Consider the following 13,085-nt stretch of genomic DNA (forward strand, 5'->3'; position numbering starts at 1 on the left):
ATTCAATGCGCTAGCTTTTAAGTACTTTGTAATTTTATTCATAAATACATATATAAAACTTAAATCCAGTTTTAGAATCATTTATTCCTAATCTACAAGAAATTACTTAAATCTTAATAGTATTGAAGCGACCTATTGGTTAAAATATTCATCCACAATATATTAATTATTTTTAAATATATAGAAGTAAGTTTTACATTAATATCTAAACTATAGGCATAAACAATACTATTAAAAGAAAATTCTGTCTTCCACGCAATTTCATGGCAAACTAATTTATTCTAATAATGCATTAAGGTCATATAGGTGAATGAAAATTAGTAACTCTGAGAAAAAGCTTAGGCAACCAATAGTAGTAGTATTAGGCCATGTAGATCACGGAAAAACTACATTACTTGATAAAATAAGGGGCACAACAGTGGTTAAAAAGGAACCTGGAGAAATGACACAAGAGGTAGGAGCTAGTTTTGTTCCGAGTTATATAATTGAAAAATTAGCAGAACCTCTTAAAAAGGTAATACCTATAAAACTCCAGATACCAGGATTATTATTTATTGATACACCCGGTCATGAGTATTTTTCGAACTTGAGAAGAAGAGGTGGAAGCGTAGCGGATATTGCAATCCTAGTTGTTGATATAACTGAAGGTCTACAGAAGCAATCAATAGAGTCAATACAAATACTAAGAGAAAGAAAAGTTCCATTTCTCATAGCTGCTAATAAAATAGATAAAATACCAGGGTGGAAATCAACTAATGACATACCGTTTTTAGCGTCAATCGAGAAACAACGAAACGATGTTAAAGTTTATTTAGACAACTTAGTCTATAATTTAGTTTCTCAACTGGCAAACTTAGGCTTTAGCGCTGAACGTTATGATAGAATAAAGGATTTCACTAAAACAGTAGCAATAGTTCCCGTTTCTGCGAAGACTGGTGAAGGCATTGCAGACCTTTTAGCATTACTTGCTGGACTAACCCAAAGGTACTTAGAGACTAGATTAAAGTTTGCAGAGGGCCCGGCAAAGGGAGTTATATTAGAAGTAAAAGAAGATCCTGGGTTAGGACATACCATAGATGTTATAATTTACGATGGAGTTCTTAAGAAAAATGATACTATAATATTAGGAGGTATTAACGGCATTATTATAACTAAAGTTAGGGGAATATTTGTACCTAGACCATTACAAGATATGAAATTAAGCAAATATGATTTAACGCCGATAGATGAAGTATATGCGGCAGCTGGAGTGAAGATATCTGCACCTAATTTAGAGGAAGCCTTAGCTGGATCGCCACTTTATGTGATAGAAGACGAGTCTAAAGTTGAGCAATATAAACAGCAGATAGAAGAGGAAATTAAGGAAGTTAGACTCTACAGTGATATTAATGGAATAGTACTCAAGGCGGATAGTTTAGGAACATTAGAGGCCTTAATTAGCGCTTTACAGCGTGAAGGGATACCAATAAGGCTAGCAGATATAGGACCAATTTCGAAAAGAGACGTTATAGAAGCGAGTATAGTAGCTCAAAGATCAAAGGAATATGGAATTATCGCTGCTTTTAGAGTAAAATTGTTACAAGGAATTGATACTAGTGGAGTAAAAATATTATATAACGAAATAATTTATCAATTAATTGAAGATATCAAGAAGCATATAAATGAAATAAGAGAAGCAGAGAAAAGGCGTACATTTGACACTTTGATATTACCAGGTAAAATAAAGATCTTACCGGGTTATGTATTTAGACGTAGTGATCCAGTAGTAGTAGGTATTGAAGTGATAGGAGGTGTCATAAGACCCAAGTATCCTTTAATTAAGGAAGATGGAAGGAGAGTTGGTGAGGTACTACAAATCCAAGATAATAAGAAGAGTCTCGAAAGGGCTACTAAAGGAATGGAAGTTGCAATATCAATTAAAGGCAATGTAATGATAGGAAGACATATAAATGAGGGAGACATTTTATACACAGACGTGCCTAAAGAAGACCTTGAGATATTGACCAATAAGTATCCAAGTTCTATTACAGATGATATGAGGGAAGTAATAAAAGAAATAATAAGAATAAAGAGAAAAGAAGATCCTTTATATGGATTAGGATTACAGATCTGATTTATCGAAAAATAACGACATCTCCCGCTGAGCTTTTTCGATAGAATCAGACGCATGAATGACGTTTTCTGACTTAGATAACGCGTAATCCCCTCTTATAGTGCCAGGAGGAGCTTCTTTAGGATCCGTATTACCAATCATTCGCCTTATCACTTGTACTACATCATCACCTTCTATCACCATACATACTACTGGACCGGAGGTCACATAATTTACAAGTTCTTCAAAGAAACTTTTTCCTTTGTGCTCATCATATAATTTTTCAGCTATGTCCCTTGACATTTTCACCATTTTAAGAGATACAATTTTTAATCCTCTTTTCTCAAATCTACTAATTATTTCCCCTATTAATCCTCTCTTAACTCCATCCGGCTTTATCATTACAAATGTCCTTTGCATAACCATTTTTCATCGAACCTTCATGTATCTAGTAGTCCATTTATACTTCTTTGGATCTCTATGATACTTTAACATTGATTTCCTACACTTACTTGAACAAAACCATAAGATTGTACCATCATTCCTTACATACATTAATCCAGTTCCTGGAGGTATTTCGTGACCACAGAAACTACATTGCCTAGTAGTAGGCATTTAAACCACAAATAAACAATATGGGTGAAGTATTTAAGTGAATTGTTCATAGTAATAGCTGGTGGAAAAATGAGTGAAAAAACCCAGCAATCACAAAGTTCATCTATAATAGAAGAATTTGGATTTCCCGCGGAAGTTATCCAAATTTTAGATAGGACTGGTGTAACTGGAGAAGTTACCCAAGTAAGAGTAAGGGTATTAGAGGGTAGGGATAAAGGGAGAATACTTACCAGAAACGTAAAGGGACCAGTAAGAGTAGGTGATATTCTAATATTAAGAGAGACAGAGAGGGAAGCTAGAAAAATAACAACTAAGAGGTAACAAAAACTAATGCCATTATACGTAATCGATAAACCTTTAACATTACATATATTAACGCAACTTAGAGATAAAAATACCGATCAAATTAACTTTAGGAAAAATCTGGTAAGATTAGGGAGAATACTGGGGTACGAAATAGCAAATACATTAGATTACGAAATAGTTGAAGTTGAAACGCCATTAGGTGCTAGAACTAAAGGGATAGATATAACAGACCTAAACAACATAGTCATTATAAACATATTAAGAGCCGCAGTACCCTTAGTTGAGGGTTTACTTAAGGCATTTCCTAAAGCGAGACAAGGTGTGATAGGGGCAAGTAGAGTAGAAGTCGATGGGAAAGAAGTACCAAAAGATATGGACGTTTACATATACTACAAAAAAATACCAAATATAAGAGCTAAAGTTGATAACGTAATAATTGCAGATCCCATGATTGCAACAGCAAGTACTATGTTAAAAGTACTTGAAGAAGTTGTGAGAGCCAATCCTAAAAGAATATATATTGTGTCAATAATTTCTTCAGAATATGGAGCCAACAAAATTCTCTCTAAATATCCATTTATTTACCTTTTCACAGTTACAATTGACCCTGAACTTAATAATAAAGGCTATATTTTGCCTGGTCTCGGAGACGCTGGAGATAGAGCATTTGGGTGATGAGATGTGGATGATGATGTAAAAATAGGATTGGAAGTTCATGTTCACATAACCGCGTTGAAAACTAAACTGTTCTGTTCATGTCCATCGGATTATACTGGAAAAGATCCAAACACAGTAACTTGTCCCGTATGTTTAGGATTACCTGGGGCTATTCCAGTATTGAATGAAAATGCAGTAAAATATGGCATCTTAACTGCATTAGCCCTTAACTGCCAAATTGCTGAGAAATTAATTTTTGATAGGAAACATTATTTTTATCCAGATATGTCTAAAAATTATCAAATATCTCAATATGATGGACCAGGTAGTATGGCCATAGCAAAAGACGGTTATATCAAATTAAACGATAAAATCATAAGAATTAGAAGAATAAATATAGAAGAAGATCCAGCAAAGATAGTCTACCCTACTGGTTCTATACTAACTAGCAAATATACGTTACTAGATTATAATAGATCAGGCACACCATTGTTAGAAATTGTGACAGAACCAGATCTAAGATCTGCTAAGGAAGCCAGATTCTTCTTAGAAAAATTAAGATCAATTCTAGAACATTTAGGTATATGTGATTGTAGTATTGAAGCTGCAATGAAAGCTGATGTAAATATATCAGTAAAAGGAGGAGAGAGAGTTGAGGTTAAGAATGTAGGTTCTCCTAAAGACGTGGAGGATGCTATAAATTATGAAATCGCAAGACAGAGAGCCAGTGTACTACAAGGTATCAACATAAAAAGAGAGACCAGACATTGGGATAACGAAAGAAGAGTTACAGTACCTTTACGAACTAAAGAAACAGAGGAGGATTATAGATACTTTCCAGATCCAGATTTACCACCATATTCAATAACACCAGAGCTTATCGAGAAATTTAAACGTGAAATGCCAGAGTTACCAGACCAGAGAGCAGAGAGATTTGTAAAACAATACAATATTACCCCGTATCAAGCTCAAGTTTTGGTTAATGAAAAAGCGTTAGCGGATTTATTTGAAGAAATTACAAACAAGTATAAAAACTATACTAAAGTTGCAAATCTACTAATTAACGATTACATGAGATGGCTTAATGAGAATAATATCACGGTAACCCAAAGTAAAGCTAAAGCTAATCATATTATCGAACTATTTGAATACTTAGATTCTGGCTTAATATCAATAAAAATAATAAAAGAGCTATTACCTGAAATGATCTTAACTGGAAAAACTCCGGGGCAACTGATTAAGGAAAAGGGCATGACAAACATTAAAGATGAAAATTACTTAGAAAAGATCATAGATGAAGTATTAAACGAAGAGAAAGAGGCTGTAGAGAAGGCTAAGAGAGATCCGAAAGTTGTGAATTATTTAGTAGGAATGGTAATGAAGAAAACGGGAAAAAGAGCAGATCCTCAAATGACAGTTGAAATGATAAAACAGAAGCTAGGTTTAGCTTAGCATGGAGATTTTTATGATGCAGGATAGTCAAATAAAGGAAAAAGAATTACGGCTTAGGCTATTTAGTGTTGATATCTTAAAAGAATTGAAAAATATTTATACTTATAAAGAATTATCTAATTTCTTCAATATTCAAGAAAGTTTGATATGTAGATACGTTAATGGGAGAACAATACCTAGCGAGAGACAAGCTTTAGAAATCGTTACAAGGATAAAGAATAAGGAGTTTCTATATAATTTCTTTATAAGAAAAATAAGAGTTTATGAAGATGATTTCATAGATGTATCTAACCTACTATTTTATCCTAACTTGCTAAGAACATTTCTGGAATTATATTTAATTAAGTTAAATAAAGTTAATGATATAACAAAAGTAGTAGGTATTGCATCAAACGGAATCCCATTTGCTACAATAGTAGCTTCAATATTAGAAAAACCTCTCATAATATCGAAAAAACATAAGGACTCTACTCAGATACAATATATTGAGGAAAATATCAGAGAAAGCAATGGCGTAATTTCAACAATTTACTTAAGAGGAGATTACATTTCAAAAAAAGATAAAATACTTATAGTCGATGATGTAATTAGAAGTGGAAAAACACTGCTTTCACTTTATAATTTAATAGGTAAAGCAAATGCAAATGTAGTAGGTGCTCTTATAATAGCAACTAATACTGATATTTGGAAGTATAAATTCGCAAACAAAGATATAAATCTTATGGTGCTTTTTAAAGTATGAGTATAGCTAAAATTCAAAGAAACGTTTACGCCATAGGTGGTAGATTAATAGATGATAATGATGCCAATGCGTATCTAGTTTATGACGACGAAAAAAAATATTATACGCTTATTGACACTACAACTGGTGTTAACATTCGATATGTAATAGAGAGTCTTTTAGAAATCTTAAAAGGAAAGGACAAACTAAAATACGTCATATTAACAAGCTGTAAATTCGAAAATAGTGGTGGATTATACTATATTTATAATTTATTTAAACCAATTACAATAGCCCATTTTCCAGACTCTATAATGATCAGAAAAGGTGAGTGTGGAAATAGAACATACACTCCATCCCCAATATCGTTAGAAATTAAGCAAAAACAGTATATTTTGGATAATTTTTTAATACTTCTAAGTAAAAGTATCACTAATGGAAATATAATAGTAAAATATAATGATGTTTTGTTTTCTGGAAGTAATACAAAGATCACTCAATATACTAAACACATAAAATATATTTGCGATGTAAACAAATGTAGATCAGTGAGTGATTAGAATGGTCTTCGAGGAAAATTGTCAATCTTGTGGAAAAATAAAGGAAACAAAGTATTGTTCAATACTCAAAATTAATGTTTGTTATGAGTGCTGCACATTGTGTAAAAGACGAAGTGATTGCAATCTAAGAGTTTGGTTCAAAGATTTAATTCCAAATAAAAAACAGCTGTTTAGAAAACAAGAAAAAACTTCATTAGAAAAATATTTTTAATTAAATTAAGTTACATTTGTTGGAAGGATTTATAAGTATTCTTATAGATCTCGGAATTCTCTAAGGTTGAGGCCATACGTTTATACTTTATAGCATCACCTAATGAGTTCTCCCCATGCTCCTTAGTCCATTTATCAAGAGGTATTTGATATTCTCTCAGTACTTTATCTCTATACAAATCATTTAATACATTATAGGTACAGAATGGGATTACTCTACCATCTGGAACAACATAGTGAATATCACATCTCATCACTCTTTGTACATCGTAGTTATATAAGTCCATGAAGTGCATAGTTCCTAAGAATAATGTTCTGTAGTGCCACTCTCCAAGTGCTTCGTAGTTATGATGAATTATTATGTTATAGAGCATCTTATATACATCAAAGTCCTTAGGTCCTTGTTCTTTATCTATGAACTTCCTTATACTATACAATACTTTACTTGCAACCCATACTTTGTTAGCACCTTCCCTTAACTCTTCTTCTTTCTCTTTAAGATATTCTAGCAAACCTTCTAAGTCAATAAACTTCGAAATTGGTATGAAGTGAGGTTCATGATTTCTCCATTCTACATACACATACGTTCCAGCTCCACAAGAAGGATGATTAGCCATTTCGAATTGCTCCTTACCAGTTAATGCTTCAACTAGCCTTGAGAAGACAACAGAAGTACCTATCGGATACCAACTATCCTTAGTTATCTCACCATCAGTTTGTTGTTCTATATTCTTTATAACTTCGGGTATCGTGATTCTGAATTTAGCTCTCATATTCCTTTTCATCATTCCTGTTAAACTCACTGGCTGGAAGTTTACTGACCTAACAACATCCATATTGTATGCTGCGAACTTAACTATATTACCTAGATCATTATCATTAACTGTCTTAATTACAGTAGGAACTAATACAACACTTGTCATTCCCGCTCTTCTAAATACTTCTAACGTGTATGGAATTTCCCAATGATTCTTGGGATTAGTTTTTCTAGTAGTACCGTCAAAACTCATATAAACAGTATTCACTCCAGCTTCTCTAAGAGCTCTAGCGTATTTAATCGCCTTATCGGGATCTTCTAAATACAGCTTGGCAAAAGTACCTCCCCAACTATTTAATTGAATATGTTTTACACCGTTCTCTCTAAGCATCTTTACTATTTCTATTATATCCTCCCTTAATGTAGGCTCTCCTCCAGTAACTTGGATAACCAGCGTAATATCTTGTTTCTTTAATTGATCTACCATAAACTTGATTTGCTCTAACGTAGGTTCATAAACATATCCTGCCTTTTCAGCATAGAAGAAACAATACCAACAAGATAAGTCACATCTATTTGTTATTACTAAATTAACCAATGCTGAATGTTGATGATGCATCGGACATAATCCACAGTTATAAGGACAAGGAGATTTCAAGTCGACATAGGGGACTTTAGGTCCTTTTCCTTCATACTCCCAGTAGTCGAACTTATAGTATAAACTAGAATCTCCGTAATATAAGTCCTCAAATTCTCCATGTTCTGGGCATATTTTTCTTATGAATAATTTTCCTTCCTTTTCAAATATAGTAGCTGGCAAAAGCCTATAGCACGCTGGACACAGTGAATGAGTTACCCTAACTAACTTCTCATATTTAGCTAATGTTGGTAAGGGTCCTCCTATCTTAATTTCTTTATCTCCAAATTTGACTACTCCTTCCTCGAAACTTGACGGTGCAGGCAAAAGTCTCGAATGCCTTTCAGTGTTTACTGTCTGAGCCATTGAAAGTATGATTGCCGATCTTTATATATAAAGATATTCTCTTTGACTTACGTACATTCAGTTAATACCAACCTATAAAATTATCCCATCCAGTATTTTTAATGAATGTATTTTTATATATGACTACTTTCTTTTCATGGATAACTTGCCCGATAATTAACGGATTAAATGCTAGATATTGAAGTTCATTTAACATTTCTTTTACCGGCGAATTTTTGTCTATAATTAGCAAGGGCAAAAACTCCTCTCCGGCATGCTTTAAAATATCGAGTTCAGTTAAATTTAAACGAAGCTTTAGCGTATTGAACACGTTTTTATCAATTGGAATTTCGGTAATATTTATCCCTAAATCGAAATTATCGATTATTTTGTATAAAGATACCATAAGACCATCACTAATGTCCGTAGAATACTTAATGAACTTACAATATTTTTTCATAAAAAATAGTAATGACTTTCTAACAATAGGATGTTTTACTTTAAGTAATGATTCTGGCAAGATCTGTATATTAAAATTGTTTATATAGGAAATAAAAACATTCGTGGTATAACCAATATAATCGCCAACTACTAAAAGATCGCCATCATCAATATCTTTATTGCTAATATCACATAAAACTTCTCCTTCTACAAAAACATCAACCCAACCACTAGAATCAGAATCATTTAAATCACCTCCTATATACCTTCCTCCATAATAATGGATAGCATCAGATATACCTTTAATAAGTTCTTCTGCTTTATTCACATCAAAATCTGGTGGTAAACCCAATGAAATTAAATAAAATTCCGGTTTGACTCCCTTCGCTATAATGTCACTGGTAGAGGCTGAAATCGCTTTCCATCCAATATCGTAGAGTGACATAAACGGAAAAGTATAGGATAGCTTGAATCCATCCACCTTATATCCTCTTTTTTCATGAATGAATACATCGTCTAATAGTTTAATATCCACGTAATTCTTAATATATCTCTTGATGAACTCGTGCTCGCCTATATCTTTAAGTTTCACAAAGTATTAGTTACTTATCAAAGTCTTATTTAATTTCTCAAAAATAATGCTTTAAAGCCGCCGGCGGGATTCGAACCCGCGACCGCCGGCTATCTCACTTTGGGTACGAGGCCGGCGCTCTAACCAGGCTGAGCTACGGCGGCATCATTTTACTATATATTTAGTGGATTATTTAAAGCTTAAAATATGAACTTTGCTTCATCTATTCTGAGCTTCTCATATTTCTGAACCTTTAATTATTGCTTTTGCATAGCCTATAGCTCTCTCTATTAACTTATCATAAGATCCTAGGTAGTTTTTAGGGTTAAATACGTTCTCAAGTTCTTGCTTAGAGAAATAACTTAGAATCAAATTATCCTCTAGACAAACCTCTAATAACGTTTTTCCAGTTTGCCTTACTTTTGACGTTAGTTTGCTAACGTACTGATGAGCCTCGTGCCTTTTCATGCCTTTTAAGGTTAAGTTTATCATCAGACTTTCTGCCATTATTTGTCCTTTAGTCAAGTTCAAATTCTTTTCAATATTCTCGAAGTTAACTCTTAGATTCCTTAAAAGATTTGTCATACTATCCAATATTTCGTCGATAATTAGAAATTCGTGTGATATTACTATTCTCTCTGACGAACTGTTAGTCAGATCTCTTTCGTGCCATAATGGAATATTTTCTAATGACGCTACAACAAGAGAGCGTAAAACCTTAGCTAAACCCCCAATCTTTTCTGACGTAACTGGATTTTCCTTCTGAGGCATAGTACTACTTCCTACACGACCTTCTACGCCTTCACTTATTTCATTTATTTCCGGTCTCATCAATTCTCTAACTTCTAATGCGAATCTATCACATTGAGATGCTAAAATTGCAAGATCAGAAGTTAATTCTGCAAACGCGTCTCGTGGAGCAACTTGAGTTGAAATCTCATGAGGTCTTAATTCTAAAAGTTTCATAATATTTTCTTCGATTTCTAACCCTATATTGCCCCAAGCAGCCATCGTGCCAACTGCACCTGCTATTTTACCTTTTACTATTCTTTTCTCAACCTCATTTAATCTCTCTAACGACCTAGAAAATTCATAGATGTAATTAGCAATTTTAAAGCCTAAGGTTATAGGTAATGCGTGCTGTCCATGAGTTCTCCCTACCATTACTAAATCTTTGTACTTAATTGCTAAACTAATCATTATTTCCAATATTTCCATTATTTTTCTCTTTACCAATCTTATTGCGTCTCTAAATATTAACGCGTAAGCTGTGTCTACAATATCATAACTTGTTGCTCCAAAATGGACATATCTCCCTGAGTCTCCACTCCTTTCTGCCATTAGCACTACCATAGCCATTACGTCATGACCGATTTTTGATTCAAGTTCATCAACTTCTTCTGGTCTTATTGTTAATGAAGCTTTCTCAACTTTTTGGATATCTTCCTCTTTTACTAAACCATATTTGCTTAATGCTTTTAGTAACGCTATTTCTACTTGAATTCTCCTCTTCAAGATTTCTCCTCTACTGAAAAGCTTTCTCATCTCATTACTACCGTATCTCCATTCTAAAGGACATATACCATCTTCCATGGCTAATTGTAAAGTATGTTCAACATTTATTAACTTATACTGTAATCTCACAACAATGATAATTGCTACAATCGGTAGTCATTCTGCATTACAAATCTTGCATGGGGCTAAAAAGGAAGGTTTTCAAACTATGATAATAACAGATAATAAAAGAGAAGGATTCTATAAAAATTTTAGTTTCATTAATAGTGTTTCTGCGTATACTAGTCTAGATGAAGCAGTATCTATGATTAATGAGATTAAGGATAATGGAATATTGATCCCACATGGAAGTTTAGTAGAATATTTAGGCAAGGAAAGAGTGGATAGAATTGAGACAAAAATTTTCGGGAATAGGAAAATATTCGAATGGGAGGCTAATCAGAAAAAGAAAATGAAACTACTTAAAAAGTCAAACATAAAGATTCCAGAGATCTTTGAAAGACCAGAGGATGTGGATAGATTAGTAATTGTAAAGCTTAACGGAGCTAAAGGGGGTAAGGGATACTTCTTAGCCAAGAACAAAAGTGAAGTGAAAGAGGGAATTCAAAAGCTCATTGAGAGTAAAATGATAAGAGATGAAGCTGAAGTAATTATCCAAGAATATGTTATAGGAGTTCCAATGTATTTTCAGTTTTTCTATAGTAATATTATAAATAGAACAGAAATCTTCGGAATAGATATAAGATATGAGACTAACATAGATGGGCTTAGAAGACTTACTTATGAGTATATGAAAGAACTTGAAATAGACCCTACGTTTGTAGTTGTTGGTAATATTCCAGCTGTGGCCAGAGAAAGCCTACTACCAGTTGCTTTAGAATACGCCAATAACTTCGTTAGAACTACTAAGGAATTAGTATCTCCAGGAATGATAGGACCATTTTGTTTAGAGTCAATAGTGACTGATAATTCAGATATAGTGGTTTTCGAGTTCTCTGGAAGAATAGTTGCCGGAACTAACTTATACATAAATGGAAGCCCATATAGTTGGCTTTACTGGGATGAGCCCATGAGTATGGGAAGAAGGATCGCAAGAGAAATCAGAGTTGCAAACGAAAAAGATAAGTTAAGTCTTGTGGTGAGTTAAATGAATGTCAAGATAGCTGCACTAGCTAGCCATTCTGCACTTGACGTTTTCGATGGAGCTAAAGATGAAGGTTTTCAAACAATAGGGCTGTGTAAAAAAGGAAGAGAAAGGCCTTATTTGGAATTTAAAGCAATCATGGATAAATGTATGATCTTGGATGATTTTAAAGAAATAATCTCGGATAAGGTGCAAGATAGTTTACTCAGCGAAAATGCAATAATTGTTCCTAATAGGAGCTTAGCGGTTTATGTAGGTTATGATGGAATAGAAAACATGAAAACAAAAGTCTTTGGCAACAGATATATGTTACGATGGGAAGAAAGAGTAGGCGAAAAGAATTATTATAAAATACTAAATGAGGCGAAAATCTCTATACCCAAATTATTCAAACCAGAAGAGATCGATAGACCAGTAATAGTTAAACTACCTGAGGCTAAAAGGAAAGTTGAAAGAGGATTCTTTTTTGCTGTAAACAAGGAAGATTTTGAAGTTAAACTTAACGAATTATTAAGAAATAACGTAATAGATAATAAAGGTTTAAAAAATATGGTAATAGAGGAATTCGTGTTCGGAGCTCACTTTAATCTTAACTACTTCTACAGCCCAATATTTAATAGACTAGAACTAATAAGCGTGGATAGAAGAATTCAAAGTGATTGGGATAGCTTATATAGATTGCCTGCTGACATACAAATAAAATTAGGTAGGATACCAAGACTGATAGAGGTTGGCCATGAGCCAGTAACAATAAGAGAAAGTCTATTAGAAAAAGTCTTTGAGATAGGATATAGATTTGTAGAGGCCACACAAAAACTTGAACCTCCCGGAATAATAGGACCCTTTACTCTACAAGTTATGGTGACTCCAGATTTAGATCTTGTCGTATACGATGTCGCTCCAAGAATTGGGGGTGGTACAAATGCATATATGGGAATTGGGAGTCAATACTCTAAATTTTACTTCGGAAAGCCAATAAGTTTAGGAAGAAGAATAGCATTAGAGATAAAGCACGCTATAATAAATAATCTTACTGAAAAAATACTAACTTAATATGTCATT

At 33.3% G+C, this 13,085-nt stretch carries 13 protein-coding genes and 1 tRNA gene; 8 read left to right on the plus strand and 6 right to left on the minus strand.

The genetic code is table 11. The annotated features are described in order from the left end of the window. Nucleotides 1–310 precede the first annotated feature (310 nt). Nucleotides 311–2,113: a translation initiation factor IF-2 gene (gene infB / locus YN1551_RS04525; RefSeq protein WP_012717280.1), complete on the plus strand. Its 1,803-nt coding sequence runs from the start codon at nucleotides 311–313 to the stop codon at nucleotides 2,111–2,113. Here infB and ndk read toward each other — a convergent pair. Then, nucleotides 2,102–2,518 (minus strand): nucleoside-diphosphate kinase, encoded by a 417-nt coding sequence (gene ndk / locus YN1551_RS04530; protein WP_012711881.1) that lies wholly within the window; start codon nucleotides 2,516–2,518, stop codon nucleotides 2,102–2,104. The genes infB and ndk overlap by 12 nt on opposite strands. A gap of 3 nt (nucleotides 2,519–2,521) precedes the next feature. Continuing rightward, nucleotides 2,522–2,707 carry a 50S ribosomal protein L24e gene (locus YN1551_RS04535; RefSeq protein WP_009990483.1) on the minus strand — a complete coding sequence of 62 codons (186 nt, stop codon included), beginning with the start codon at nucleotides 2,705–2,707 and terminating at the stop codon, nucleotides 2,522–2,524. Nucleotides 2,708–2,776: 69 nt separating this feature from the next. Here YN1551_RS04535 and YN1551_RS04540 point away from each other — a divergent pair, with 69 nt between their 5' ends. The 5 genes from YN1551_RS04540 to YN1551_RS04560 are packed head-to-tail and all read left to right on the plus strand — an operon-like array spanning nucleotide 2,777 to nucleotide 6,403. After that, a complete protein-coding gene (locus YN1551_RS04540) occupies nucleotides 2,777–3,028 on the plus strand; it encodes a 30S ribosomal protein S28e (RefSeq protein ID WP_039698603.1) in 252 nt (83 codons plus the stop codon). A 9-nt stretch (nucleotides 3,029–3,037) separates the two neighbouring features. Next, nucleotides 3,038–3,688, plus strand: a complete 651-nt coding sequence (upp, locus tag YN1551_RS04545; RefSeq protein WP_012711878.1) for a uracil phosphoribosyltransferase — start codon at nucleotides 3,038–3,040, stop codon at nucleotides 3,686–3,688. A 6-nt stretch (nucleotides 3,689–3,694) separates the two neighbouring features. Then, nucleotides 3,695–5,122, plus strand: a complete 1,428-nt coding sequence (gatB, locus tag YN1551_RS04550; protein WP_012714026.1) for an Asp-tRNA(Asn)/Glu-tRNA(Gln) amidotransferase subunit GatB — start codon at nucleotides 3,695–3,697, stop codon at nucleotides 5,120–5,122. Between the two features lies 1 nt (nucleotide 5,123). Beyond that, nucleotides 5,124–5,864, plus strand: a complete 741-nt coding sequence (locus tag YN1551_RS04555) for a phosphoribosyltransferase family protein (protein ID WP_012711876.1) — start codon at nucleotides 5,124–5,126, stop codon at nucleotides 5,862–5,864. Then, nucleotides 5,861–6,403: an MBL fold metallo-hydrolase gene (locus YN1551_RS04560; RefSeq protein WP_012711875.1), complete on the plus strand. Its 543-nt coding sequence runs from the start codon at nucleotides 5,861–5,863 to the stop codon at nucleotides 6,401–6,403. Before YN1551_RS04555 ends, YN1551_RS04560 begins: the two co-directional genes overlap by 4 nt. Nucleotides 6,404–6,624: 221 nt before the next feature. Here the strand turns inward: YN1551_RS04560 and tes are convergent, their stop codons facing one another. The 4 genes from tes to purB all read right to left on the minus strand — a co-directional run bounded on the left by tes (nucleotide 6,625) and on the right by purB (nucleotide 10,957). Continuing rightward, nucleotides 6,625–8,373, minus strand: coding sequence for a tetraether lipid synthase Tes (tes, locus tag YN1551_RS04565; RefSeq protein ID WP_012714025.1), 1,749 nt, complete (start codon nucleotides 8,371–8,373; stop codon nucleotides 6,625–6,627). Nucleotides 8,374–8,434: 61 nt separating this feature from the next. Next, complete coding sequence (locus tag YN1551_RS04570) at nucleotides 8,435–9,385, minus strand: thiamine-phosphate kinase (protein WP_012714024.1); 951 nt, start codon at nucleotides 9,383–9,385, stop codon at nucleotides 8,435–8,437. 55 nt (nucleotides 9,386–9,440) lie between these two features. Next, nucleotides 9,441–9,528 (minus strand) — tRNA-Thr (locus tag YN1551_RS04575). Between the two features lie 73 nt (nucleotides 9,529–9,601). Then, nucleotides 9,602–10,957: an adenylosuccinate lyase gene (purB, locus tag YN1551_RS04580; RefSeq protein WP_457852656.1), complete on the minus strand. Its 1,356-nt coding sequence runs from the start codon at nucleotides 10,955–10,957 to the stop codon at nucleotides 9,602–9,604. A gap of 55 nt (nucleotides 10,958–11,012) precedes the next feature. Between purB and YN1551_RS04585 the strand changes: the two genes are divergently transcribed. Both YN1551_RS04585 and YN1551_RS04590 read left to right on the plus strand, forming a co-directional pair. Next, nucleotides 11,013–12,026, plus strand: coding sequence for a formate--phosphoribosylaminoimidazolecarboxamide ligase (locus tag YN1551_RS04585; RefSeq protein WP_048052291.1), 1,014 nt, complete (start codon nucleotides 11,013–11,015; stop codon nucleotides 12,024–12,026). Beyond that, nucleotides 12,027–13,076 carry a formate--phosphoribosylaminoimidazolecarboxamide ligase family protein gene (locus YN1551_RS04590; protein ID WP_012711870.1) on the plus strand — a complete coding sequence of 350 codons (1,050 nt, stop codon included), beginning with the start codon at nucleotides 12,027–12,029 and terminating at the stop codon, nucleotides 13,074–13,076. Nucleotides 13,077–13,085: the final 9 nt, after the last annotated feature.

The sequence above is a fragment of the Sulfolobus islandicus Y.N.15.51 genome (genome assembly GCF_000022485.1).
Classification (GTDB): Archaea; Thermoproteota; Thermoprotei_A; order Sulfolobales; family Sulfolobaceae; genus Saccharolobus; species Saccharolobus islandicus.